The organism is Rhodocytophaga aerolata (assembly GCF_030503435.1).
Lineage (GTDB): Bacteria > Bacteroidota > Bacteroidia > Cytophagales > 172606-1 > Rhodocytophaga > Rhodocytophaga aerolata.
In genome coordinates, this window is record NZ_JAUKPO010000002.1 from 362,690 (window position 1) to 389,382 (window position 26,693).

Below are 26,693 nucleotides of genomic sequence, written 5' to 3' on the forward strand. Positions count from 1 at the left end.
TACGAAAAATACTATACAAAAGCCGCCACTGTCCTGGTTGATAACAGGCAGTGGCGGCTCGTATACGGTAAATCGTATGAACTATCCGATAATGAATTTCTATCGTTCTTCTGCTGCTTCACCTTTCAGAAGTGCCAGGTATTCTTTTTCTTTCCGCTGCATCTCTTCCTGGGTGGCAACCAGTTCTTCCATATTCTGGCGCATTTCTTCCTCTTGTGCCCGCATCTGCTCTGCCTGCTGCTGGAACTGGTTAAGCAAAGATTGAGTCATTTCGGTGCTTTGTGCAGCAGCAATGGCTGAAGCTACAAACTCTCCGGCTTTCTCTACGAAAGCAATCTCATGCGGCTCATATTTGTGGAATCCGGCAATTTCAATAATAGCCTGCACTTTGTCATTATACTTCATGGGCACAATTAACAGGCAAGTGGGGGTTGCATCGCCCAATCCGGAGGTAATGGTTGTATACTGCTGAGGCAACTGGGTTAGTAGAACAGTTTCCGCTTCCAGGTAGGTTTGCCCTACTATTCCCTGCCCGATTTCAATACGTTTTTGTATGAATTTTTTCCTGTCAAAGGCATAGCAAGCGGCCAGTTCCAGATACGAATCATTCCCTTCTTCTCCCCGGTGAACAAACAAGCCACCCTGCTGAGCATGCAAGTATTTTAGTAAAAAAACCAGCGATTCATAACACAGCTCTTGCAGGGAATGTTGATGTTTGCGGATATTTTCAGAAAACTGGTTAATGCCTTCGGTAGCCCACAAACGTTTTTCATCTTCCTGCTTTACTTTCTTCATCTGCTCCCGCATGCCAATCAGCCTACCCACCAGGTTATCTTTGTTCAGTGACTGATTTTCGTCTGTAAGTTCCTGCCATTCTACCTGATAATTACCTTCCGAAATCTGGTTAATAAAGTCTGCTGCTTTTTTCAAATTCTCGATGGAATACTCCAGAATTTCTTTTTCTTGTTGCTTGGTAGCCTTTCCAGGATTAAATAGATATTTCTGATTGTTTTCTTTCAAATTAGCTAACAGCATTTTGCGGTTACTTTCTTCTCTGCGCAGCTTTCGCAAAACAAATAGCAAGGTTGGCAGGCCAATTAGCACCAATACAATCTGGGTATATTTGCTCCGGTCCATAGCTGCGTCATAGTCTGCTTTGGATGCCTGATAGAGTTTATCTTCGTATGCATATAGCCTGGTTGTAAATTGTTCGTAATTTTTCCAGAACTGTTTTCCCCGGTCTTCGCTCAGCAACTGCCGGAAGTCAGCCATGCTATCCTGCCGGATAAGACCAATCATTTGTTCGTAGAGGTCGGTATATTCGTGTAATCCTTGTTTTACGGAGGCATACAGCTCCAGGTCGTCATAGCCTTGCAAGCGGAGCAAACTATCTACCGTAGCCAGGTTCCGCTGGTTGGTCTGGCGGGCTTCTTCTACAGATAGAAACAGAAAACGGTCTTCTTTCATTAGGGCGTAGCCCCGCAAGCTTACATCTATGCTGCGTGTGATCTGCGCCAGGTTCTGGGTTTGTTGCATTATAGATTCTGCTTGTTGTTTAACCTCCTCATTTCTGGCGATGATGTACTCATTGTAGTAAGAGAATACAGCACTTATAACAATTAAAAACAAGATGTAAGAAAGAGCAAAAGAGATATACTGTTTTTGAAAAAACTGCTTCATAAATAATGAATGAAAACACGTAGAAAAAATGATGGCCTGCTAAAAAATACAAAACAGGTACTTACAAAAAAATACAAGTCTGTTCAATCATTTTTACTGAATCTGCGGCAAAAACTACGGAAGTAGGAGAATACTCAACTTTGTAAACAATAGCAAGATTACTAGTAACTTACCGGATGTAACCTATGAATTCTTTTGCTGTAAGGCTCATTGACGACACCGTGCATTTACGAATTACCTAGGGAGAAGCAACCATGCACTAGCTTTAAAAGAGGTCAAGTGTTGGAAAAAAATTACTTACTTTGACTAGTCTAATCACGAGTGAATGCTTTTTCTACCAATTGTGCCATAAATCCATGTTAAACCTATCTGAGAATGTGTAGCCAAATTTATAAAATGCTTCTACCTTATCAGGTAACTACCCAGCATAAAGTGGATTGGTAAAAGGTAGAAGACAGATTTGGTGACTATCCAATTATGTTGATTCCTGATAGATTAATCGGATGGTGTGACCCGAAAAGAGCATTGCTTTTAGAAGAACCGATTGAGTAAAACATTAAGATAGAAAAACATCTGCCACCCATACTAGTCAAGCCGGCTACCGGGTTCACTAACCTGCAGCGCAGACCTGATGCATAGACATATGGTGGCGATTGGCCATACTCCATTAGTAAACAAACAAAAATTTAGTAATTTACCTTTATGAAAAACTATTTACTTCTGCTGTTCGGAATTCTTGGTAGTCTTGTATTTGCATGCAAAGAAGTACCTAGCAAGCAAGGAAATACACAAGAAAGGAGTGTATCGATTGAAACTGTTTCAAATACCAAACCCAGAAATGTCATATTCATTCTGGCGGACGACCACCGCTTCGACTTTCTGGGATTTACCGGAAAAGTACCCTGGCTAAAAACGCCTCACTTCGACAGAATGGCTAAAGAAGGAGCATATGGCGTAAATACCTTTGTTACCACGGCCTTATGTTCTCCCAGCCGGGCATCTATCCTCACGGGGCTTTACTCCCACACGCATACGGTTGTAGATAACCAGGCACCTGTTCCGGAGAACCTGATATTTTTTCCGCAGTACCTGCAGAAAAGAGGCTATCAGACGGCTTTCCTGGGAAAATGGCATATGGGTGAAGAAAGCAACCAACCCCGCCCCGGTTTCGATCACTGGGAAAGTTTTAAAGGGCAAGGTGTCTATTATAATCCGGTATTGAATATCAATGGCAAAGAAGTAGCTTATACCGACAGCACTTACATTACTGACCTGCTTACTGAACATGCCGTAGACTGGCTAACTAAACGGGATAAGGATAAACCATTCTTCCTGTATTTGTCGCACAAAGCCGTGCATGCCGAGTTTCAGCCGGCCAAACGGCACCGGAATACCTATCAGCGGGAGAAAATTGCCTATCCGGAATCATTTAACACACCTTTGTATGGCATAGCTCAAAAACCCACGCAAACCAAAGAACGGCCGCCGCTAACACAGCAGGAGTATTATGGACAGAACCGGATGCCCGACTGGGTAAAATCGCAGCGGGAAAGCTGGCATGGTGTGGATTATATGTACCACGGGGCACTGGATTTTGAACAGTTCTACAAACAATATTGTGAAACCTTGCTGGGTGTAGATGAAAGTGTAGGAAAAGTGCTGCAATACCTGGATGAAAACAAGTTAGCGGAATCTACCCTGGTTATTTATATGGGAGATAATGGTTTTTCTTTTGGAGAACATGGGCTGATCGATAAAAGGCATTTTTACGAAGAGTCGGTGAAAGTGCCGCTGTTGGTAAGATGTCCGGAACTGGTGAAAGGTGGCCAGACAATAACTCAGATGCTCCAGAACATTGATATTGCACCAACCATTCTGGATGTAGCAGGCATAAAAAAACCAGCCAATATGCCAGGGCAATCGTTTGTTCCTATACTCAAAGGCGAAAATATTTCCTGGCGCGACAAGATTTTTTATGAATACTACTGGGAGTTTGACTTCCCGCAAACGCCTACTATGCACGGCGTACGCACGGACAGGTACAAATACATCCGGTACCATGGTGTGTGGGATACGAATGAGCTATATGATTTGCAGGAAGACCCGCATGAGATGCATAACCTGATTGCCAGTGAAGAACATCAGCCACTAATAAAGCAGCTAAACACCGAGATTTATGACTGGCTGGAGAAAACCAACGGGTTACAGATTCCGCTCAAACGCACAGAACATCCCCACAACGATCACCGGAATAAAGACACGTATTGATTACTGTCTGATGGAATATTGAGTACCAAACAAGGAATGAGGAATGATGTTTAATACCGATTATTATTTTGTCTACATCTAAACAGAAAACCTCTGCTAAAGCAGCAAGCCAATTAGGTTACTACTTTCGACAGAGGTTTTCTGTATGTGTAAATCTTAAAGCTTATTTTTTCAGTTCAGCCAGTAATTCTTCATTCAAGCGTACATAATCGTTGTTATTGGCTTTTTTCGCAAGTTCTATCGATTTGTTTGCTGATTCCATCGCTCCTTTTTTATCTTTAAGCATAGCCTGTAATTTGGCTTTCTGATGCATTTGCCAGAATTGAGGATCTTTGGCAGTGCCTTTATTCATCATCTCCAGGGCCTGCTTCAGGTCTTTGCCATTTTCCATATAATAAACAGCGGCCTGGTAGTTAGCCATGGCATCGTCGGGTTTAGCCGCCAGGGTTTCTTTAATTTGTGCCATTACTTTGCTGTCTACTTCTGCTTCTAGCTTCAACGCTATTTTGGTATTCTCCCATTTTATATTGATCATGGCTGTTTTGTTGGTCAGGTCAGACAGGTCAATGGTCATGGTTTCGTACGTAGAAGCTGTTTTCTGCGGTTTAACTGTAAAAGTAGCTACATCCTCTTCTTTCTTGTAATCATTGGTAGACGCTTTGGCATTTTTATTCAGCATCACTTTCCACTCCGTTTGCCCTGGAAGAGAGAAGACAGAATAAGTACCGGCAGGCACTTTTTTCCCTTCAATGGTTACTTCATCGCTGAATGTAAACGTAGTAGCTCCATTGGCACCAGTCCGCCATAATTCCCCATACGGACGTATGCCGCCAAATACTTTACGGCCGCGCATGCTGGGTCTGGAATACGAAATAGTTACATCGGTTAAGCCTACTTTTTGGGTAAGGGTAGCCGCCGGACTAGCCGCAGGCGTGGCTATCTGGGCATGGCTGGTAAGAGATAATGCAATACAGCAGATCAGCGCAAAAAAGCTGTAGATTACTGATTTGTTCATAAAAAATTTGGAATGTGATTAGTGAAATTATTTTACAATATTATGCAAAATGTTTTAGTTTCCGGGATTATCTGCGTTTATATCTCTTTGGTAGCTATCTTCCAAAATACTCATCACCGGATACTGGCAGCCAAAGACCTTTTCGGTATATTTGTATAGGAGCTTTATAAAAGTCTGCGTATGCCAACTGTTACACCGTTTATTGATCTGCTTTCCCTGGGTAATTTGTTGGGTGCGGTGCAAGGTGTTTTTCTGGCAGCTATCTTTTTTGCAGCCCGTAAAAATAACCGCTACTCTAATTTTCTGCTGGCTTCTTTGTTGTTTTTTCTCTCCCTGGATATATTTGAAATTTTTCTATGCTATACAAACTATATTTTTTATGTGCCCTGGATGGTAAATATAGCGGAGCCTTTCTCTTTTTTGTATGGCCCGTTTGCCTACTTTTACGCCAGGTCGCTAACCAGTCCCGAGTTTCGTTTTGAGCGAAAGCATATCCCTTACTTTGTTCCGGCTCTCCTTTACTTTATCTACCGGATTCCCTTCTATCTGCAAAGCAATGCTTTCAAACTGCACGATGTAATTCAATCCTACCAGAAGCCCTATTCTATTGATTACGAATTAAAGCCTATTGCCTGGTTTCCCGATGGAATTAATATTTCCGGAGAGTGGTTCGACGTAGTTTTGTTTATATGGTCTCTTCCGTTTAACATGTATAGCATTTACCTGGCATATAGCTATGCCAGAAGCCATCGAATCTCTTTACTTACTACCCAAAATACATCGCTGAAATGGCTCGTGCTGACTACCTGTTATTTAACACTTACGTTTATTGTATTCGGCCTTATATCCTTTACTGATACCAGAGACCTGGGAGATATATACATCGCTACGGCTATGTCGCTGGTATTGTATGGCATGAGTTTCTATGTAATTGTAAAATCGCAGGTGTTGGACCATAAGCAAGTACCAGTGCCTGCAGAAGTTCCTCAGCCGGAAGCCAAGCGGAAGTATGAAAAATCGGCTTTGCCTACAGAGCTAGCCGATGATATGCTGCCCCGGCTTAAACAATATATGGAACAGCAAAAGCCTTTTCTAAACAGCGAACTGGGTTTACCAGAACTGGCGGCGGCTCTTTCCATCTCTACCCATCATTTGTCTCAGCTGATTAACGAAGGACTTGGGCAAAATTTTTTTGATTTCATAAACAGCTACCGGATTGATGAAATAAAAAAGCAACTGCACGACCCGAAGTTGAGCCATATCAAGATAGAAGAAATTGCTTTTCAGAACGGATTTAATTCCAAATCAGCTTTTAATACGGCTTTTAAAAAATTTACCCAGACTACACCTTCCCAATTCCGGAAAAGCATTAGTGTTTCATAAAACGCAGGTTTTGCCTTATTACGCGTTCGTTCCGGTAGGGTAGAACGTCTGATCGATCAGAAATGTCTTTATCAGGCATACTTACTCTTACTTTTGTTACCATACTCAAACAAAAATCGGCGTATGTTACCTCTACAAAATCCTACAATGGCTCCCCGAAAATACGACTTAGACTGGCTACGGGTCCTGGCTTTTACCCTGCTGATCTTTTATCATACCGGTATGTTTTTCGTCAGCTGGGGCTGGCACATTAAAAATAATGAGATTAGCGAAGCCATGGAATGGCCCATGCGTTTCCTATCCCAGTGGCGGATGCCTTTGCTGTTTATGATTTCAGGTGCCGGGGTGTACTTTGCCTTGGGCAGGCGGCCTGGCGGCACTTTTCTGGCCGAGCGGACCAAACGTATTTTAGTGCCACTCATTTTTGGCATGTTTGTCGTTGTACCTCCCCAGATCTACTATGAACGGCTAACTCAGGGAGCCACCTTTAGTTATCTGGAGTTCTACCCAAGTGTATTGGAATTCCAACCATATCCGGAAGGTAACTTCAGCTGGCACCACTTATGGTATCTGGCGTATATTTTTACCTATTCTCTCCTTTGCCTTCCCCTGTTTTTGTATCTGAGAGGCGAAAAAGGAAAACAGCTACTGCACAACCTGAGTCAATTTATTTCTACGAAAGCCGGCATTTATCTGCTGATGATTCCTCTTTTTATCAGCGAAGCTTCCCTTCGGCCCTACTGGCCCACCAACCAGAACCTGATTGCCGACTGGGCCAATTTTACACTGAGCTTACTTTTGTTCATTTATGGATTTATTATCTGTTCCCAGGAGAATATACGCCAGCGGATAGAAGATAACCGGTTTGTTTCGTTAAGTATAGCCCTGGTTACTGTAACTATTCTATATAGCTATTACTGGATTGACTGGCCAGATCCTTCTCCGGCAGGCATGCTTCTCTTCTGGGCGATAACAGTTACTAATGGCTGGTGCTGGCTGATGACCATATTCGGATTTGCCCGAAAGTACTTGAACTTCACCAATCCCTTTCTCAAGTATGCCAATGAAGCGGTGTATCCTTTCTATATTCTACATCAGACCATTATCATCTGCATTGCCTATTATATGATAGACTGGCAATTAAGTATTGCTTTGAAATTCCTGATCATCAGCACCGGCATGTTCCTGATCACCTGGTTTTTGTATGAAGGCATCATCCGGAGAATAAAGGTATTGCGGATTGTATTTGGATTGAAAGCCAACGCCACCAATAAACACATAACTGTTCCTGCTTCCGGAACCAGGCAGGTTGTGTAATTTATAGCAGCAAGCAGCCTTACACCTATACTTGGGCGGCTTTATTCCAAACCTGCCAGATTATAAAACCTGGCAGGTTTGTGGTTATATAGGAAATTGCTTGTAGATGTGCCCATTGCCTTTTAATTTGCTGGCTTAATTATTCTACGTATGACAAAAGATATCACCATTGAAGTTTGTATAGATTCTGTACAATCTGCCATTGAAGCCCAGCAAGGTGGCGCCAACCGCGTTGAACTCTGCGATAACCTCTTTGAAGGAGGTACTACACCCAGCGCCGGAGCCATCGCCATCGCCAGAAAAAACATTACAATCGGGCTGCATGTCATGATCCGTCCACGGGGTGGAGATTTCTATTACTCCGACATTGAGTTCGATTGCATGAAAAAAGACATACAAATAGCCAAAGAATTAGGGGCTGATGGAGTAGTTTTTGGTTTATTGACCAAGGATGGCCGCATAGATATAGCACGCAGCAAGGAACTGACAGAGCTGGCTTTACCGTTGCAAGTAACCTTCCACCGGGCTTTCGACATGACCATAGACCCTGTACAAGCCCTGGAAGATATTATTTCTATTAAAGGCATTACCCGCCTGCTTACCTCCGGACAAGAAAAATCGGCCCCTGAAGGTGCTGAACTGATTGCCGACCTGGTAAAGCAAGCCAATGGACGTATTAGTATTATGCCCGGAGCCGGTATTTATGAACGCAATATTGCAAAGATGAAGAAGATTACTGGAGCCAGCGAATTCCATGTTACCGGCTATAAAACCGTGCACAGCCAGATGGAATACCGCAATCCCACCATTTTTATGGGCGGTACCCTGAGTCTACCAGAATACGATATGAATGTGGTAGATTCCAGCCGCATACAAGCCATGCGTTCAGCTGCTCAATAAACAGTACCAATAAAAATACTATAGCAAACCTGTCGGGATGTAAAAACCCGACAGGTTTTAAGTTGTAAGCCGATGAACAAAAAAGCCATTGATGTGGTGCTGCTACCTTCTGGAGAAATGATGGATAAAGCCATTGCCATCAACCAGGAGCTGCTGCAACGGGGCGAGCCAAAAAAAATGGTGTTGAACAAAACAGATTGCCTTCCGCATATTTCTCTTTTAATGGGTTGCGTAGCAGAAGATGACTTTGCTCAAGTAAGCCAGCTATTGAATGATATAGCTTCCAGATATACCGCATTTCATCTACAAATAGCTGAAGTAGCGCAGGAAGGCAGCAGCACTGTACTGAATGTGCAGAACCATTACTGTTTGCAGGAGTTGCATGAAACCATTGTGAGGGAACTTACTCCTTATCTCTCCTATGATGCTGTGGCAGAAATGCTGTACAACCCACCGGAAGTAGGGCCTACATCGCTAGAATATATTAATCACTTTCGTAGCAAAGCAAGCCTTGAAAAATATTCTCCCCATATTACTGTGGGCAGTGGGCCATACCAGGTACATAATTTACCTATTTCTTTTACAGCTGCTACCTTAGCTATATGCCATCTGGGTAATTACTGTACGTGCCGGGAGATGCTGCATCAAGTGCAGTTAAAATAAGTTTCTGCCTAAAATAAAGATAGTAGGCTTACCTATTTTCAAGTTTATATACCTTCCAACTTCCCACTCACTGTATGTTCGAACTGCTAATCCGTATTCTGTGTGATATACAACCCACGACCAGTACCAACGCTATTTTCCTCTTTGGCCAGACAGAAGATAATGACGTATCTGTACTGGCCAAAGCAAAACAAGTAGTGGAAGCAAAACAGACCGACCAGATCCTGTTTATGCATACACCTCCGACTAATGGCTACCCTGGGTATGAAGCATGGAAAAAGAAGTTGATAAAAGCCGGCGTAGCCGGACAACAAATTGCAGGAGTACCTATGTTACCAGCTCCCGTTTTACATACCTTAGTAGAAGCCGAATCGGTGATGACTTATGCCAAGCAACACAACTTTCAGGCTATGTATGTAACGGCGGCTCCTTTTCATCAACCCCGTGCTTTTATGACCGCTGTAACGGCTGCCTTACGGATTTACCCTGAACTTAAGATCTACAGCCAGACTGGTATTTCCCTTCCCTGGCTGGAAGAAGCCATCCATTCTCAGGGCAAAACCACCGGCACCCGAAATCAGCTGATTGCCGGCGAAATGGAACGTATAGAAAAATACCAGAAGCAAGGAGACTTGGCTACTGTAGAACAGGTAGTAGACTATTTAAACAGGCGGGATAAGTAGAATTTGTGAATGTGGAAATTTGAAGATGAGGAAATGGCTGTTATTCTATTCTCTGTAAAGACAATCTTTTATTTCTGTTAATCAACAGAGCAGAACTTAATGTGCGGTCTACACTATTTCATTTCCAAATTACCGCATTCTCAAATTTTCAAATTAATCACTCTTTAAACCACTCCATATACTTAATATAGTTATTGGCGGTGCGGCTGATAAGGTCTATTTGTTCGGGACTTACTTTTTTAATGAATTTAGCCGGGTTTCCTGCATAAATACATCCGGGCTCGATTACTGTATTTTGCAGCACAATAGCTCCGGCTGCTACAATAGAACCTGTTTTTACCACTGCATGATCCATTACAATGGCTCCCATACCAATCAGCACGCGGTCTTCGATGGTGCAGCCATGGACAATGGCATTATGCGCAATAGATACTTCATTCCCAATAAGCGTAGCGGCCCGTTGATACGTACAATGAATAATAGCTCCATCTTGTATATTGCAATTATTGCCAATCGTAATAGAATGCACATCGCCCCGTACTACGGCATTAAACCACACACTGCAGTTATCTCCCATTTTTACCTCACCTACTACTGTTGCATTATCTGCCAGAAAACAGTTAGTACCAAATTGGGGGTGGATGCCTCTTACCGGTTTTATTAAAGCCATAAATTAATGTATAATGATGATGTTGAACGAGTACAGATTTTTACAAACAATTAAAGCTAGCCTTCCTTCTTTACCAATAAATATAGTTTAAAACTTAATGGGTAAAAAAGCTGTTGTGGAAATAATTACCTCTACTTTCTGTCTATCTTAGCTTATTGAAAGGACCCTTTACATGATTTTGATAATTTGCGGGACAAACCGGCCTAACTCCACTACCCGAAAAATTTGTACGATTTACCAGGATTTACTAACCCAACATGGTGCAGAAAGCCGGATTCTGGATTTATATGATCTCCCTGCCGACTTTACTAAAACAGCTCTTTACCATAACTCCGGAAAGAATACGGCTTTCAATGAATTCCGCCAACTGGTGGAGAGCAGCCAGAAATTCGTGTTTGTGGTGCCGGAGTATAATTACTCTTTTCCTGGTGTATTAAAAGCCTTTATTGATGGACTAAAATATCCTGATAGCTTAACGAACAAAAAAGCTGCCTTGGTAGGATTGTCATCCGGAATGCAGGGCGGTTCTGTAGCCTTAAGCCACCTGACCGATATCTTAATGTATATGGGAGTAAATTTAGTAGGCCTTCAGCTAAAGCTTTCCAGAATTGAAGCCAATATGGAGGGAAATAAAATAAGTAGTCCTATATACAACCAGCTTTTAACCACGCAAGTAGAAAGGTTGATTGCCTTTTAAAAAAAGAGGCTGAATTGATCTTTCAGCCTCTTTTTAATAATTAATCTACATTATCGTGCAGAAACCGGTTGTTGCCCAGTATCTGATCGTCGTCACTGAGGTTGAACCTGGATATATTTTTTTCAGAAGAATGCGGCACATCCTGCAGGCGGATATTGCGGCGTTTATAAGCCGGCACTTCCATTTTCTCCCGGTAATCTTCCTGCGACATATCGGCACTTATTCTTTTCAGGCGTTCTTTTCTCTCTAATAGCCTGCGATAAGCATCTTGTTCGGCATTGTATTCCTCATCCTGCATTTGCTGATCTCTATCAGCAGGCACATCTACCACCCTGAAATCATTGTCCAGGTCGTAGGTTACTTTATCCTGCTTCGGCGGATTTGCCTGAAAGTTAACTGGCGCAGGTTCTTGTCTCCGCTCTACTACCGGTTTGTTTGCCGGATATAGCTCACGTCCTGAATCGAGATCGGTAATCTTTTTTTTATCATGACTGCTAGAGGAAGAATGCCCCATAATGTCACTTTCATCAAAGCCAGTAGCAATAACCGTTACACGGATGCTGGCTCCCAGAGATGCATCCACTCCATGGCCAAAGATAACGTCGTCTGCTTCTTTGCCGGCTTTCTCCTGAATAAACTCTGTAATTTCAGAGAGTTCATCCATTTGCAGTTCTGCCTGCTCGCCAGATACGATAGACAACAATATTTTTTGTGCCCCATGAATGTTGCGGTGATTCAACAGCGGCGAAAGCAATGCTTCTTCGGCAGCACGTCTGGCCCGGTTTTCACCTTCTGTTTTAGAAGAACCCATTACCGCAGCACCGGAATCTTTCATTACCGTTTTCACATCTTCAAAATCCACGTTCACGTAGCCTGGCACCGTAATGATCTCTGCTATACCTTTGGCAGCCGTTGTTAACACATTATCTGCCTGGGCAAAAGCCTGGCTGATGGTGAGATTGCCATAAATTTCGCGCAGTTTATCGTTTACAATTACCAGCACCGTATCGCAGTTCTGGCGCATTTCTTCGATACCTTTCATGGCTTGCTCTATCTTCTTTTTGCCTTCAAAACCAAAAGGAGCCGTTACAATACCTACAGTTAGTATACCTAATTCTTTAGCAATACCAGCAATCACGGGTGCAGCGCCTGTACCGGTGCCACCACCCATCCCAGCTGTGATAAATACCATTTTTGTATTCTGGCTCAACAGTTCCCGTATATCCTGTTTACTTTCAATGGCGGCATTACGGCCTTTTTCAGGATTAGCGCCTGCACCTAAACCTTCCGTTAAACTCACGCCAATTTGTAAGCGGTTAGGAACTGGGCTATTTTTTAGGGCTTGTGCATCTGTGTTACATACCACAAATTCCACATCCTTTATCCCTTTATTGAACATGTGGTTTACCGCGTTGCTGCCGCCACCCCCTACACCAATTACCTTGATGATAGATTTATGATGATCGGGTAAGTCAAACTTAAATGTGTTTTCAGCCATAACAAAAGGGTTATGTGTTGTAGTAGGTTAGTAAGGTTAAATTCTTTTCAATAGTATGGGAATAGTTAAAGATTATCAGGTAGAATATTGAACCAAAAAATAGTTTAGTTGCCTGTATATTTACTCAATATTCATAGTCAGTAATCTTCCACCTTCCTGATCAATAATCGTTTTTATCTTTATCTTCAAAATCATCGATCATAAAACTTCTGGTTCTATCCAGAATACGTCTGAAGAAGTCGTTGCCCTGAGGCTTACGTGCTTCTTTAGGCGGAGCAACGGCAGGAGAAGCTTTTGCTGTCTGTACCTGAACATACCGGTTTTCCCGGTCATCAATAGCCTGAAAACCTGCCAGCACCAATCCGACAGACGTTGCGTACATCGGATTTTTAATGGTTTCTATTTTGCTTTTGCCCAGGTATTCATTTGGATAGCCTATTCTGGCATCCATGCCGGTTACCAGTTCAAATAGTTCTTTTGCATCTGTAAGTTGGGCACCCCCACCGGTAATGACTACGCCACCAGGCAGCCTGTTTTCGTAACCGGAACGGATAATTTCTGCATGCACCATCTCAATAATTTCTTCCATGCGGGCCTCAATGATATGAGCCAGATTTTTTACAGAAATCTCTTTGGGCAACCGGTTGCGTAAACCAGGGATAGAAACCACTTCATTCCAACTGGCAACCTCTGCAATGGCTTTACCAAACTTCACTTTCAGTGATTCAGCCTGGTTTTGCATCACCATGCAGCCTTCTTTAATGTCGGAGGTAATAATGCTGCCGCCAAACGGAATGACTGCCGTATGACGGATGATATTATCGTAGTAAATGGTAATGTCTGTAGTGCCGCCCCCGATATCTACCAGAGCTACCCCGGCTTCTTTTTCATCTTGCGTTAATACAGCCATGCTGGAAGCAATAGGCTCCAGTATCAGGTTCTCAATCTCCAGGTTAGCCCGGCGCACACATTTGTTAATGTTGTGTACTGCCGTAGTTTGTGCAGTGATAATATGAAAGTCGGCTTCCAGCTTTATGCCAGACATGCCCACCGGATCTTTAATACCACCTTCATAATCTACACTGTAATTTTGAGGCAACACATGAATAATTTCACTGCCTGGAGGAATGACTGTGCGGTACATGTCATTGGTGAGCCGGTTAATATCAGCTACGCCAATTTCTTCGTCCGAAGAGTTACGGGTAATACTTCCGCGTTGCCGCATACTTTTTATATGCTGCCCGGAAATACCTACATTCACTACCCGGATGTTAATTCCGGACTGTGCTTCTGCTTCTGCAACGGCTTGTATGATGGCATCTACCGTTTTATCTATATTTGTTACAAGGCCACGGGTTACCCCTTCTGAGTTGGCTTTGCCCATACCTAAAATTTCCAGCTTACCGTAATCGTTTTTACGGCCAACAATCGCACATATCTTCGTGCTTCCAATATCGAGACCTACTACTATTTTGTCTTTTTGCATACCAAATTATTCACAAATGATTTGATTCTGATAAGCAAGACTTACCCTGCTGTATCTGTTCCAACCTTTTACAGGTACTATCTGCTTGTAAAAGATTTTCAGTTTATTAAACTTCCGTTCAATATCCGTAGCTGTACCAAACTCTATTACTTGCTTCCCTACCTGCGGATACAAGAGTATGGTGCCATCTGCGTTCATGTATAGCTGCGCTATTTGCGCCTTCCAGAATCTGCTGCTGTCTATAAACTGCAACAACTGGAATATATTTTTACCTGAATCCGTTTGCAGGAGGTCTTTTTCTACCAGATTTTCCGCGTTATCGGCCTCAATAATTATAACTCTGGCGGTAAACCTGTCGGAAAGTGGTAACACTTCCCCCTGATCACTGATATAAGCGTCTGGCCCATAGCGTTGTACAATTCTTGCAATCGGCCGGCGCTGTTTTACTTCTACTGATAACTCTCCTTTTAGGTCTCTCGAAACCTGACAGTTCCGTATAAATTTATTGGTTTTAATTCGTTTTTCAAGAGATTTCAAATCAATATTTTTATATTCCTCCCCCACCAGCTGGTCGCTGCCATTGTTGGTAATTAAGGCCAGTACATCGGTTTCATTGATAAAATAATTGTTTAAGGTATTCTCAATCGAAACGTTTACTTTTGTACAAACCTTAGATGCCTGCTTTTTCTCCACAAATCCGATCAGCCCAAAGAATATCACAAATGTAAGAAAAACCTTAACTTTTCTTTTTAATTTATACTTAAAAAAGTTGCTAATTTTTGTCAACATACAAGCAAATCAATCATTTACAGCTAACTTTTTTTTGAAATTTTCCTGGATTGGTTGAACCAGTGTATCTATATCGCCGGCGCCTAAGGTGATTAGCACTTCCACACCGGATTTATTTAATTCTTTTAAAAGTTCATTTTTCGAACATACCATTTTTTCAGCTGAAGTAATTTCCTCCAGTAACAGTTGAGAGCTAACCCCTGGTATAGGTAGTTCCCGGGCAGGATAAATATCCAGCAGGATTACCTGGTCGGCCAGACTTAAGCTGTCTGAAAAACCTTGTGCAAAATCTCTTGTTCTGGTAAAAAGATGAGGCTGAAAAACGGCTGTAATTTTCTTTGATGGGTACAAAGCGCGTACAGATGTAAGAACGGCCTCAATTTCAGCTGGATGATGTGCATAATCGTCTATATAAACAAGGTAAGGATTTTTGATGATATATTCAAAGCGCCGTTTTACCCCCTTGTAAGAAGAAATGCCATTTTTTGCCTGCTCAGGCGTAACCCCTACGCTAAGTGCCGCAGCCATAGCCACGGTTGCATTCTCAACGTTGTGATAGCCTGGAATTTGCAATGAAACCCCTGTAATTTTTGTATCGGCGCTTACAAAATCAAAGGTAAAAGAAGCATTGGCAATATGTATGTTTTCTGCCCGGAAAGCAGCCTTAGCTGACGCAGAAAAGTCAAACACATGTACTGAACTATCTGTAGTTTTTTGCAGCGGCAACGCATGTTTCATAAATAGTGTACCGCCTGGCTTTATCTGCTTTACAAACTCATTATACGAAGCCTGCACGGAAGCATGGTCGCCATAAATATCCAGATGGTCAGCATCTACCGAATTAATTACAGCTACATCCGGAAACAACGTTAGAAAAGAACGGTCGTACTCATCGGCCTCTACTACTACTAAAGGCGCATCAGGGCTTTGCGGATCGTTTAACAGCAGATTGGTATTGTAATTTTGAGTAATACCTCCCAGGAAAGCTGCTACATTTTTGCCGGCATTTTTCAGTACATGGGCAATCATGGAAGAAGTGGTGGTTTTACCATGTGTGCCAGCTACGGCAATAGTAAACATGTTCCGGGTAAGTAAGCCTAGTACCTGCGAACGTTTTTGGATGGTAAAGCCATTATTCAGGAAGTAGTTATATTCTTGATGATCTTTTGGAACAGCCGGGGTGTACACAATTAATGTATCCGGAGAAGCATGCCTGAAGGATTGTGGAATATGCTCAAGGCCATCTTCAAAATGAATGGCTATTCCTTCCGTTTGCAACTCATTTGTGAGAGACGTGGGGGTGCGGTCGTACCCTGCAACCAGGCGGCCGTTCCTATGAAACCAGCGGGCAAGGGCACTCATCCCTATACCGCCAATGCCCAAAAAATATACGTTTGCAATATCTTTCAAATTCAAAAAATTCAGTAGGTACGTTGAGTATGCAAATTTCAAAATTTTTGGCTTACCTGCATGATAAACTCTCTTACTTTTCCATATTTTACATCATATTTTTATATATGCGCTCCTTCACTCTGAAAGGAATGTTACCAAGTAAGCTACTTAATTTATTGAATTAACGTGGGAAATTCTGCTATTCCGGGCGAGTAAGTTACAAATAAGCAGATACTGCTAACGTAGTAGATTACAAGTATGCCCAGCAACAAGGGGTAGCAACGCATTTCTGTTACACTACCTGGTAGCTTAACAGAAATGCGTTGTAGCTTGTTCTGAGCCCTTCGTATCCTGCCAGGCAGGATACGAAGGACAGAATGACCTTAAGTTAATTCATTAAGTTGCCTATTTTTTCCTTTAGGGAATCAGGGCAAATGTTCTGTTCTCTTGTTTATATCTATCTACACAGCTATCCATATGGTAAGACGGATAAAGCTGAAAAATATTTTAACGAATAAGCTTTAAAATTTCTTCCGCAATTTGCCGGGCAGCATCTGGCTTGCCTATTTTGCGGATATTTGCCGATAATTGTTCTTTCTGGCTGGTATCATTTAGCAAAGTTAATGCAGCAGGAACCAGTTTTTCCATAGCCTCTACGTCCTTTACCATTAAGGCAGCTCCATTGTTTACCAGGTTCATGGCATTCTTCGTCTGATGATCTTCTGAAACATTGGGTGAAGGCACTAATATGGCGGGTTTTGCAGCCAGGCAAAGTTCGGATATAGACAAGGCTCCTGCACGTGAAATCACAGCATCTGCAACGCCATAGGCCAGATCCATCGGTGCAATAAAATCATAGACATGCACATTCGATACGCCTGCCGCGGCCTGCTTACAGCTTTCGTAATAAAACTTTCCAGTCTGCCAGATTACCTGACAGTTGGCCTGAGAAAGAGCCGGCAATGATGCTTTCAATGTTTCGTTAATGGTTCTGGCTCCGAGGCTGCCACCAATTACCAGAAGAGTCGGCTTGTTTTCGGATAATTTAAAGTATTCTAACGCGTCTTTTCTTTTTTGGTTGGCCTGCAATATATCTTTTCTTACCGGATTTCCGGTAAATATGATTTTTTCAGCCGGAAAAAACTTTTCCATGCCTCCATAGGCCACACATATTTTATGTGCTTTTTTTGCCAGCCACTTATTGGTTAGCCCTGCATAGGAATTTTGCTCTTGAATAAGTGTAGGTATATTTCGTCCGGCAGCTGCATACAATAAAGGCCCACTGGCATACCCTCCTACCCCTACAGCAGCATCTGGCTTAAAATCACTAATAACTTTGCGGGCTTTCAGCAGGCTGTTCATCAGCTTGAAAGGAAAAAGCAAATTGGAAGGTGTTAATTTTCGCTGAATACCGGCAATAGGCAAGCCGATAATTTTATAGCCAGCCTGCGGTACTTTCTGCATTTCCATCTTCCCTTCTGCGCCTACAAACAGAATTTCGGTGCGGGTATCTAGTTCTTTTAAGGCGTTGGCAATGGCAATAGCCGGATAAATGTGCCCACCAGTACCGCCGCCGCTGATAATGATTTTATATGATTTTGTTGTCTGAACCACGATTTACTGGATTAAAAGATTAGCTGGTTTTTAGATAATTACCTACTTTTATTTGATGACTTCTTCTTTAATTTCACCCCGGCTTACACTGAGAATAATTCCAATAGAAAGGCCAGTAAATAATAAAGAGGTGCCTCCCATACTTAGTAAGGGCAAGGGCAAACCTGTAATGGGTAACAAGCCTACAGCCACACCCATATTTACCATTGCCTGTATAACCAGGCTAAAACTCAGCCCGGCCGACAGCAACCCTCCAAATGCCCGGTCACTCCGGGAGACGGCCAGCATTCCCCGGTATAAAAGGGCTAGATAGAGAAACAAGGTGAAAATGCCTCCAATCAACCCATATTCTTCGATGATAATAGCATAAATAAAATCAGAATAAGGATGCGGCAGAAAATTCCGCTGGTCACTTTTGCCAATGCCTTTGCCTACTACGCCTCCGGTAGCAATGGCAATATATGATTGCTGCGCCTGAAAGGGAGCTTCTTCTGCATATACTAATGTACTGGCAAATCTCTCTATCCGGAACATGAATGTACCTAAACGCTGCCCGAAAGCCAATGCCAACGTACCTGCCACCAGGCCTACCAGCACCAGATTGAACAGGTACTTTACCGGTACCCGGCCAATAAACATCAGCAGCATACAGGTAGAAAACAGAAGGAATGCGGTAGAAAAGTTAGATAAGGCAATGAGGCAACAAATAACGCCACACCAGATCATGATGGGCACAAAGGATATTTTAAAATCTTCAATTTTCTGCTGCCGTTTGGCCAGCATACTGGCCAGGTTGGAAATTAACGCCAGTTTAGCTAAGTCGGACGGCTGAAAGGATTGCCCGATAAATGGAATGGTAATCCAGCGGGAAGCTTCATTGATGTTCGACCCAAAAAAGAAAGAAAAAATCAGCAAGGGTACGGAAAACCACAAAGCCACCCTGGAAAGTCTGGAATAATACCGGTAATCTATCTTATGCGCCAGCCACATGAACACCAAACCTAATACCACAAGCGACGAATGTTTGATCAGGTAGTGCTCTGTGTTGCCCTGCATTTTCTTATAGGCTAGGGTTCCGGTAGCACTATACACTACCAGTACACTCATTATGGAAAGGGCCAGTACAATACACCAGATTACCGGGTCGCCTTTCAGATTTTTTGCCAGCCAGGCTTTAAATTCATTCATACTAGGGTTGGTTTGATAATGGACAGAATAGTGCCTCCACTGTCCAAACAAAAATTTATTTTAGCTGCTTCTCAAGAGTAGAACCCCCGCATTAAAAATCATTGTTTCCCGGTTCTCACACCGTGATTGTTCTCAGCTGTTTTTAGTTACCAGCTCCTCCACTGCTTGCTTGAACTGGTTGCCGCGGTCTTCGTAATTTTTAAATAAATCGAAACTGGCACAAGCCGGCGAAAGCAAAACCACATCTCCCGGATCGGCTAATTCAAGTCCTAACGAAACGGCATCCCGAATATACTCTGTTTCCTGAATCATTGGCACTTTATCTTTAAAAAAAGCAATCAATTTGCTATTATCTTTCCCCAGACAGACCAACGCCTTTACTTTCTGCATCACCATTTCCTCAATTTGTGTATAATCGTTGCCTTTGTCAATTCCTCCGGCAATGAGTACTACCGGTCTTTTCATGCTTTCCAGCGCATAAAAAACAGAATCTACATTGGTTGCTTTGGAATCATTAATAAACGTAATGCCCCGTAGTTCACCAGCTTTCTCCAGGCGGTGCGGTGCATTTTTGAACGTTTTTAATCCGGCTTTTATCGCATCTTCCGGAATGTTCAGCAACTGGCAAGTTAATATAGCGGCCATGCTGTTAATAGCATTGTGTTTACCTTGGATAGGTAATTCTTCCTGTGCTAACACAAGTTTACTATTGGCTTGTATTACCAGGTTATTGCCCGCTGCGTAAGCACCTCTTGCCATCTCTTTTTCCAGAGAAATAGGTAATAAGGCCACCGGCAGGTTTCGCTTGGCTAATTCTTCCTGAATAGGCGGATTTTCATTATAATAAATAAGATAGTCTGCTTTGGTCTGGCTCTGGGCGATACGGAATTTGGAATCTATATAGTTTTGAAATTTGTATTCATAACGGTCCAGATGGTCTGGGGTAATGTTGAGCAGCATGGCAATATGTGGATGAAACGAATATGAATTATCCAGCTGAAAACTGCTAATTTCTAACACATAATAGTCAAAGGCATCGGCTATTACCTGTTTAGCAAAACTTTCCCCAATATTACCTGCTAAGCCTACTTTTAACCCGGCAGATTTCAGTAAGTGATAAGTAAGTAAGGTGGTAGTGGTTTTGCCATTACTCCCGGTAATACCTATCAGCCTAGCTTTGGTGTATCTGGCCGCAAACTCTATTTCTGAAATAATGGACGTTCCTTTTTGTTTTAATGCCTGAATCAGGGGAGCTTTATCTGGAATACCCGGGCTTTTTACCACTTCATCTGCATCCAGAATCTGGGCTTCGCTATGTTGGCCTTCTTCAAAAAGAATGTTATTGGTTACTAACGTTTGCTTATACTTTTCAGCCAGCTGACTTTTATCTGACAGGAATACATCCATCCCTTTTGCTTTTGCCAGCAAAGCAGCACCTACACCACTTTCGCCACCACCTAAAATAACTAATTTCATAAAGTTGTATCTTGTTTTATGTGTTTTGCAGTTCTTTTGTGAAGTTTACAACCCTTCAGCTATATTTCAATCTCCGAAGATAACACCTTAATTCTTTCTATTTTTTGTTCATTCATCAAAATATATTCTACTTCTAATTTTTGCAAGCTATTTCCTGAGGGTAGAACATAAACAACCCACATCTTAATAGATGCTAGCTCTACAAAGATGTGGGTATGCAAAGGTATATCTCATCTGTATGGCAAAGTTTAATCTCTTAAACTTTTGGCAATAGTGGCATAATCGCTTTTAAAAGTATTCTTGAACTTGCCCAACGTCCAGCTCATAATCTTGTAATAATGGGTTTTGGATTCTACCACCGTAATGAGCATATACAACTCATTGTTTTCTTCATCTTGCCAGGTATGCTCTACTTGCGCACAGTGGTTGCCGTTGGCATCAAACTTTTTTACAGAGGTAACTTTCCGGTTTTTGGCGTCTTTGTTGTAATCTTCCAGAAAGCTGTTTAAGAAATCCTCTGAGTCTATGTACTTTATGCCCAGTGCTTCCAGTTGCTCTTTTGAATCGTCTATAACAATAGTATAGGCTTCTTTAGCAGCATTTTTATATTGCAGGGAAGCAACATCATTCAGGTCATAGGTTTTGAGCATATAATCCGGAATACCCAGGTAATAGACATGCCCTGCTTTCTTTTCAGATAACTTAGCCTGGCCATACAGGTTTATACAGATAAAAAAGGCTAAAAGGGTAAATAGTTGTTTCATAATTAATTAGTTTATTGTTTGCATTTAATTAATTCCTCAAAAGCAGAATTATAGTGCTCTTCGCCTAATGTAGCATGGCTTCCCGGCAGCGAGCATTTTAGCTGTAGCTCTGTGTGAAGGCAGGCCGCTGATCGGTTGAAGTAGGCGTTGGCACAAATTGTTCATCTTATTTTTCATTCAATCTTTCAAAGATAGTATCATTCAACTTCAATTGCTTTTCGGACAGAAAATGTAGATTAAGTAAATTCTTATCCTCTGTTTCAAATACGAATGCATTATCGAGTTCGTAAAGCATCACTCTACTTACTGTCTTATAAGCTTGCCTATCTTTTTCTATTTTCGTTTCTGTGAAAGTAAAGTAGTCTTCCTCATCATAGGTAATTTCAACAGCAAATTCGCCTTTTGCCGAATCTCTAGTCAATACACTTTTTCTTCCTGCCCAGCTACCTAAAATCTTATTTTTTATCTGATCAAATGAAGAAAAATCAATGGATGGATAAGCCAAGTCTAAGTCTTTCTGTCTGTCAATTGTATCAGAATGCTGGCATGAAAAAACTATTAGTGAGAAAAAAATCAGTATTGCTCGTATCATCTTAAATTTGTGGTAACGCACCAAGGCAACCGGAGACCAAAACCGCTGCGGTAAAGCTTTGCGGTTGGCAAGGGCTAGTTAGCGATAGAAGCTGGTGTTAGCAACAAAATCTTATTCATCAACCTTCCACCTTTTATTCCTCTCATACCTTCCCTTTTTACTCTACGACAATAGTTGTTTCTTTTTGAACATTTGCATTATCTTCTACTATAACCTGACAGGCTACTACCTGCTCATCTGGTGCTATTTCTAACCTCTTTGAGTAGTGTTGTATTACTAATTCCTTACTCATCAACTGCAAATTATCCTGGTAGAACAATGGCAGTTTTTCTCCGTTTTTCAGCACGCTATATACCCAAAGACGGCCTAAGGAACTGGTGCTGCTGATCGTGATCTCAAGTTGTGTCTTTTGACCTCTTTTCACTGCATGTACTTCTCCTTGCCCTGCTGTCACTTGCAATTCTACCTGTGAAGGGTCAACTTGAAGAAAGAAAGTTTGAGTTCTGCTTCTGTTCAGTTTATCTGTGACTGTTATTTCATACTCCAATTGCTTTCCTACCGATTCAAAACCTGTTGGGTGACTAAAACTGACCTCATCCATAGTAGTAGAATAAAAATCAGTTGTTTTACTAAAAGCAGCATTCTGTAAAAGATGTTTTATAGTAATACTTTGCAAGCCGGCATCTGCTCGGGCTTTAAACCCAAACCCAACCGAGGACAGAGGTGCTACTTGTTGGGGTAGGGTAAGATTTTCAATAACTGGAGCTGACAAATTATCCTGTTGATCTTTACAACTAATCAAAAAGCAAACAATGATAATGAATAGGTAAACTTTGTGCATCTTTTATTTTTATCTTTTTTACTTGCATACAATTGAACAATGCTATAAAGCGCCGTGGCATCCTGTTTAGGTTTGCGGTGGAGCGGCCAGGTGATTGTGATAGCTGGTGTGAGACGTGATTATTGTTATTGGATAAGCGTTTGAATAATAATCTCTCGGTTACTAACATCGACAAGCACAAAATTAAAATCGCTTTCATCCTGGCTGGTATATGAAAGCATATAATAACCTTCCTTAATCGTATCCAAGTTTATCTGGCCCACTTCAATGAATGGTAACTCTCCCTGGTGAAATAGTTTGTAATTGGAGTTACGCTTAACTTGCTCTAAAATCGCCTCTTGCTGTGATTTACTCAAAGAAAGTTCGATAAATATACCTCCATCTCCATTCGGGGTCCATTGTTCGTCAAATTTATTTATCTGAGTATTATCTTCAATATGCAACTGGCTTATCCGTCTTGCTACTTTATGCTCAGTTCTAGGAGGCAAATAATCGGTTAACTGCCAATAGCTAACTATCAAACTAATTACTAGAAGACTAATGAGAATTATATATTTCATTCCTTTTTATCTCTCCATTACGCCTAACATCTATATAAATACACCTTCCAGTAACTTTCACACAACCGTAAGCAGATACCATCCGGAATGTCAATTACTACCTCAACTTCAAAGTAGCCAGGCAGAATACAGCCAGCAGGATGCCGACAATCCAGAAGCGGGTTACAATTTTGGCTTCGTGGTAGCCCATTTTCTGGTAATGGTGATGTAGCGGAGCCATTTTAAAAATACGCCTGCCTTCGCCATATTTCTTTTTGGTGTATTTGAAATAATATACCTGCATAATAACCGAAAGATTTTCTACCAAAAACACACCACAAAGTACCGGAATCAGGAATTCTTTACGGACTGCTAAAGCCAGTACAGCTATTAGGCCACCCAGCGTTAAGCTGCCGGTATCGCCCATAAATACTTGTGCCGGAAAAGAATTATACCATAAAAAGCCAATACAGGCACCTACAAAAGCCGCACAAAAAATCATGAGCTCACCAGTATTGGGAATAAACATAATGTTGAGGTAGTCGGCAAAAATGGCATTACCCGACAGGTAGGCAAATAAACCCAGGGCTAAGCCAATAATAGCCGATATACCGGCGGCCAATCCATCAATTCCATCGGTAATATTGGCTCCATTGGAAACAGCTGTAATAATGAAAATCACTACCAGCACATACACAATCCAGGTATATTCATCCGGCAAAAAAGGAATCAGGTTATTATAATCAAATTCATTGTTTTTAAAGAAAGGTACCGTTGTATAAGTAGATTTGGCGTCTACATAATTCTTTCCTTCCTGCAGGGGGGCTGCTACACTGGCAATAGGCGCCGGCGGGTATTCGCGGACAACTACATCGCCATTGAAATGCAACGTAAGCCCTACAATTAACCCCAGGCCAACTTGTCCTACAACCTTAAAGCGGCCATGTAATCCCTCTTTATTCTTCTTAAACACCTTAATATAATCGTCCAGAAAACCGATCAGCCCTAGCCATACGGTTGAAACAATCAGTAGAATAATATAAATATTGTTGACTTTGGCAAAGAGCACCGTAGGGATCAGGATAGCTGCAATCATAATAAGGCCGCCCATTGTAGGAGTGCCCTTTTTACTCATTTGTCCCTCCAGGCCCAGATCGCGGATACTTTCCCCAATTTGCAGGCGGCGCAACATATTTATTAATTTATTACCAAAGGCAATCGCTACGATCAGGGAGATAATAACCGCCATACCCGCCCGGAAAGATATGTACTGGAATACACCTGCTCCGAAAAAATCAAATTCCCTGTCCAGATAATCAAATAAGTAGTATAACATTGTAATGGATAATGAGTAGTGAGTAATGAATAGTGAGCCTGATCAAATGAGAATGAATTCGTCATTAGTCATTAATCATTGTAAAGATGTTTTTTAAAGTTTGCTTATCGTCGAAGGGGTGTTTTACGCCTTTGATTTCCTGATACGTCTCATGCCCTTTGCCAGCTACCAGAATTATATCCTTGGGATTTGCCATGGCCACTGCTTTCGCAATAGCCTCTTTTCTGTCGGCAATGACCTGTACTTTTTTCCGGTCGGTAATTTTTACGCCAGCCATCATCTGGTCTAATATAGCCATTGGATCTTCGTCGCGTGGATTATCAGACGTAAGAATTATTTTGTCGCTGAGTTTGCAGGCTATTTCGGCCATTACCGGACGTTTGGTAGCATCGCGGTTTCCGCCACAGCCCACAATGGTAATTACTTGCTCATTGCCTTCCCGCAGCGAATCTATGGTAGACAACACATTCTCCAGGGCATCCGGGGTATGGGCATAATCTACAATACCTGTTACACCATTGGGGGCTACAATCTGCTCGAAACGTCCGGCAGCCGCATATAAATCCGATAGCTGGGTGAGTACTTCTTCACTGTCTTCACCTAATAAAATAGCTACTCCGTACACACCCAGCAAATTGTACGCATTGAAATTGCCAATCAGTTTAAACCATACTTCTTTACCGCCAATTTCCATTTGTAAACCCTGCAGTGTATTGGCAATCAGTTTACCTTTAAAGTCACTCATGCTTTGCAAAGCAAATGTCTGCTTTTTGGCCAGGGTGTTCTGTAGCATCACCATCCCGCGTTTATCATCTATGTTAACCAGCGCAAAGGCAGCGGAAGACAAATCGTCAAAAAACTTCTTCTTGGCTTTTATGTAATTGTCGAACGTTTTATGAAAATCCAGGTGATCGTGGGTAATGTTAGTAAATAAAGCTCCGGCAAACGTAATTCCAGTAACCCGGTGCTGCACCACCGCATGTGAGCTTACTTCCATAAATACATGCGTACAACCAGCCTGCAGCATCTGCGCCAGAAGCTTATTCAGCTGAATGGCATCCGGCGTGGTATGTGTAGAAGGAATAATGGTTTCGTTGATCTGGTTTTGCACGGTAGACAACAAGCCTGCATTATAGCCCAGTTTACGGAAAAGCTTATGAAGCAAGGTAACGGTCGTAGTTTTGCCATTAGTACCAGTTACACCCACTAACTTTAGCTTTGCCGAAGGGTTTCCATAATAATTAGAAGCTATGTAGCCAAGTGCTTCTGCACTATCGGCTACCTGTACGTATACCACATTTTCTTTTAGTTCTCCGGGTAACTCTTCACACACGATAGCACTGGCACCAGAGAGGATGGCTTTTTCAATATAGGTATGTCCATCCGTTTGGGTGCCTCTTACAGCTATAAATAAACTACCCGGCTGCACAGCCCTGGAATCAAAACAAATATGGGTAATCTCGGTGGATGTGTCTCCCTTTACAGATACTAAGGAGGCTTTATATAGAATATCTTTGAGTAATGCTTTCAAGACAGGAAAAATTATTTTTGAAAAAGATTATTAAGTACAATGCGTTTTGTATGACTGACTGCAAAAATAAATAGGTGCAAAGGTTACACCTAAATTTCTGTGAAATAATAATAAAACCTAGAGAAACTAAAATGAAAAATCATATAAAATTACACCTGGAATTCCTTGAGGGAAAACTGTTGCATTTACAAAAGGCTTACCAGGCTTAGTTTGCTAGTATTTCAAACAAAAGCATTAGAATTCACCTGTTGCAAATTTCTTCCAACAGAAAAAGCCATAATTGCTCTGAAAAGGTAACCTGCTATACATGGTTGGCTTTGCAAGGTTTTAGATGATTGGCCACTTGTACTGAAGGAGACAGGTAAATGCCA

At 41.9% G+C, this 26,693-nt stretch carries 23 protein-coding genes; 7 read left to right on the top strand and 16 right to left on the bottom strand.

What is annotated here, in order from left to right; translation table 11 throughout:
* Positions 1–99: 99 nt before the first annotated feature.
* Positions 100–1,680 carry a GAF domain-containing protein gene (locus Q0590_RS05945; RefSeq protein ID WP_302036580.1) on the bottom strand — a complete coding sequence of 527 codons (1,581 nt, stop codon included), beginning with the start codon at positions 1,678–1,680 and terminating at the stop codon, positions 100–102.
* 702 nt (positions 1,681–2,382) lie between these two features.
* Here Q0590_RS05945 and Q0590_RS05950 point away from each other — a divergent pair.
* Entirely contained in the window at positions 2,383–3,948 is a 1,566-nt protein-coding gene (locus tag Q0590_RS05950; RefSeq protein WP_302036581.1) for a sulfatase family protein, read from the top strand.
* Between the two features lie 163 nt (positions 3,949–4,111).
* Here the strand turns inward: Q0590_RS05950 and Q0590_RS05955 are convergent, their stop codons facing one another.
* A complete protein-coding gene (locus tag Q0590_RS05955; RefSeq protein ID WP_302036582.1) occupies positions 4,112–4,963 on the bottom strand; it encodes a DUF2911 domain-containing protein in 852 nt (283 codons plus the stop codon).
* Positions 4,964–5,143: 180 nt separating this feature from the next.
* On the opposite strand from Q0590_RS05955, the gene Q0590_RS05960 reads away from it, so the two are divergent.
* From Q0590_RS05960 to Q0590_RS05980, 5 genes are all read left to right on the top strand, one after another.
* A complete protein-coding gene (locus Q0590_RS05960; protein WP_302036583.1) occupies positions 5,144–6,346 on the top strand; it encodes a helix-turn-helix domain-containing protein in 1,203 nt (400 codons plus the stop codon).
* A 123-nt stretch (positions 6,347–6,469) separates the two neighbouring features.
* Complete coding sequence (locus tag Q0590_RS05965) at positions 6,470–7,663, top strand: acyltransferase family protein (protein ID WP_302036584.1); 1,194 nt, start codon at positions 6,470–6,472, stop codon at positions 7,661–7,663.
* A gap of 150 nt (positions 7,664–7,813) precedes the next feature.
* Complete coding sequence (locus tag Q0590_RS05970; protein ID WP_302036585.1) at positions 7,814–8,563, top strand: copper homeostasis protein CutC; 750 nt, start codon at positions 7,814–7,816, stop codon at positions 8,561–8,563.
* 72 nt (positions 8,564–8,635) lie between these two features.
* A complete protein-coding gene (locus tag Q0590_RS05975; RefSeq protein ID WP_302036586.1) occupies positions 8,636–9,226 on the top strand; it encodes a 2'-5' RNA ligase family protein in 591 nt (196 codons plus the stop codon).
* Positions 9,227–9,300: 74 nt separating this feature from the next.
* On the top strand, positions 9,301–9,909 hold the full coding sequence (locus Q0590_RS05980) for a YdcF family protein (RefSeq protein WP_302036587.1): 609 nt from the start codon (positions 9,301–9,303) through the stop codon (positions 9,907–9,909).
* A gap of 157 nt (positions 9,910–10,066) precedes the next feature.
* On the opposite strand, the gene Q0590_RS05985 is transcribed toward Q0590_RS05980, so the two are convergent.
* Complete coding sequence (locus tag Q0590_RS05985; protein WP_302036588.1) at positions 10,067–10,579, bottom strand: gamma carbonic anhydrase family protein; 513 nt, start codon at positions 10,577–10,579, stop codon at positions 10,067–10,069.
* 172 nt (positions 10,580–10,751) lie between these two features.
* Here Q0590_RS05985 and Q0590_RS05990 point away from each other — a divergent pair, with 172 nt between their 5' ends.
* On the top strand, positions 10,752–11,276 hold the full coding sequence (locus tag Q0590_RS05990; RefSeq protein ID WP_302036589.1) for an NADPH-dependent FMN reductase: 525 nt from the start codon (positions 10,752–10,754) through the stop codon (positions 11,274–11,276).
* A 40-nt stretch (positions 11,277–11,316) separates the two neighbouring features.
* Here Q0590_RS05990 and ftsZ read toward each other — a convergent pair whose 3' ends face one another.
* From ftsZ to Q0590_RS06055, 13 genes are all read right to left on the bottom strand, one after another.
* Entirely contained in the window at positions 11,317–12,774 is a 1,458-nt protein-coding gene (gene ftsZ, locus Q0590_RS05995; RefSeq protein ID WP_302036590.1) for a cell division protein FtsZ, read from the bottom strand.
* A gap of 160 nt (positions 12,775–12,934) precedes the next feature.
* Positions 12,935–14,260, bottom strand: a complete 1,326-nt coding sequence (gene ftsA / locus Q0590_RS06000; RefSeq protein ID WP_302036591.1) for a cell division protein FtsA — start codon at positions 14,258–14,260, stop codon at positions 12,935–12,937.
* 6 nt (positions 14,261–14,266) lie between these two features.
* Positions 14,267–14,980: a cell division protein FtsQ/DivIB gene (locus tag Q0590_RS06005; RefSeq protein ID WP_302036592.1), complete on the bottom strand. Its 714-nt coding sequence runs from the start codon at positions 14,978–14,980 to the stop codon at positions 14,267–14,269.
* Between the two features lie 78 nt (positions 14,981–15,058).
* The gene (gene murC / locus Q0590_RS06010; RefSeq protein ID WP_302036593.1) at positions 15,059–16,465 is read right to left on the bottom strand and encodes a UDP-N-acetylmuramate--L-alanine ligase; all 1,407 of its coding nucleotides are present in this window, start codon (positions 16,463–16,465) and stop codon (positions 15,059–15,061) included.
* A 483-nt stretch (positions 16,466–16,948) separates the two neighbouring features.
* Positions 16,949–18,055, bottom strand: a complete 1,107-nt coding sequence (murG, locus tag Q0590_RS06015; protein WP_302036594.1) for an undecaprenyldiphospho-muramoylpentapeptide beta-N-acetylglucosaminyltransferase — start codon at positions 18,053–18,055, stop codon at positions 16,949–16,951.
* Positions 18,056–18,103: 48 nt separating this feature from the next.
* Entirely contained in the window at positions 18,104–19,243 is a 1,140-nt protein-coding gene (locus Q0590_RS06020) for an FtsW/RodA/SpoVE family cell cycle protein (protein ID WP_302036595.1), read from the bottom strand.
* A 132-nt stretch (positions 19,244–19,375) separates the two neighbouring features.
* Complete coding sequence (murD, locus tag Q0590_RS06025; protein WP_302036596.1) at positions 19,376–20,719, bottom strand: UDP-N-acetylmuramoyl-L-alanine--D-glutamate ligase; 1,344 nt, start codon at positions 20,717–20,719, stop codon at positions 19,376–19,378.
* A 248-nt stretch (positions 20,720–20,967) separates the two neighbouring features.
* Positions 20,968–21,483: a hypothetical protein gene (locus Q0590_RS06030; RefSeq protein WP_302036597.1), complete on the bottom strand. Its 516-nt coding sequence runs from the start codon at positions 21,481–21,483 to the stop codon at positions 20,968–20,970.
* A gap of 166 nt (positions 21,484–21,649) precedes the next feature.
* On the bottom strand, positions 21,650–22,075 hold the full coding sequence (locus Q0590_RS06035) for a hypothetical protein (protein WP_302036598.1): 426 nt from the start codon (positions 22,073–22,075) through the stop codon (positions 21,650–21,652).
* A gap of 157 nt (positions 22,076–22,232) precedes the next feature.
* The gene (locus tag Q0590_RS06040) at positions 22,233–22,916 is read right to left on the bottom strand and encodes a hypothetical protein (RefSeq protein WP_302036599.1); all 684 of its coding nucleotides are present in this window, start codon (positions 22,914–22,916) and stop codon (positions 22,233–22,235) included.
* Positions 22,917–23,041: 125 nt separating this feature from the next.
* Entirely contained in the window at positions 23,042–23,404 is a 363-nt protein-coding gene (locus Q0590_RS06045; RefSeq protein ID WP_302036600.1) for a hypothetical protein, read from the bottom strand.
* 169 nt (positions 23,405–23,573) lie between these two features.
* Entirely contained in the window at positions 23,574–24,791 is a 1,218-nt protein-coding gene (gene mraY / locus Q0590_RS06050; RefSeq protein ID WP_302036601.1) for a phospho-N-acetylmuramoyl-pentapeptide-transferase, read from the bottom strand.
* A 64-nt stretch (positions 24,792–24,855) separates the two neighbouring features.
* Complete coding sequence (locus tag Q0590_RS06055; protein WP_302036602.1) at positions 24,856–26,322, bottom strand: UDP-N-acetylmuramoyl-L-alanyl-D-glutamate--2,6-diaminopimelate ligase; 1,467 nt, start codon at positions 26,320–26,322, stop codon at positions 24,856–24,858.
* Positions 26,323–26,693: the final 371 nt, after the last annotated feature.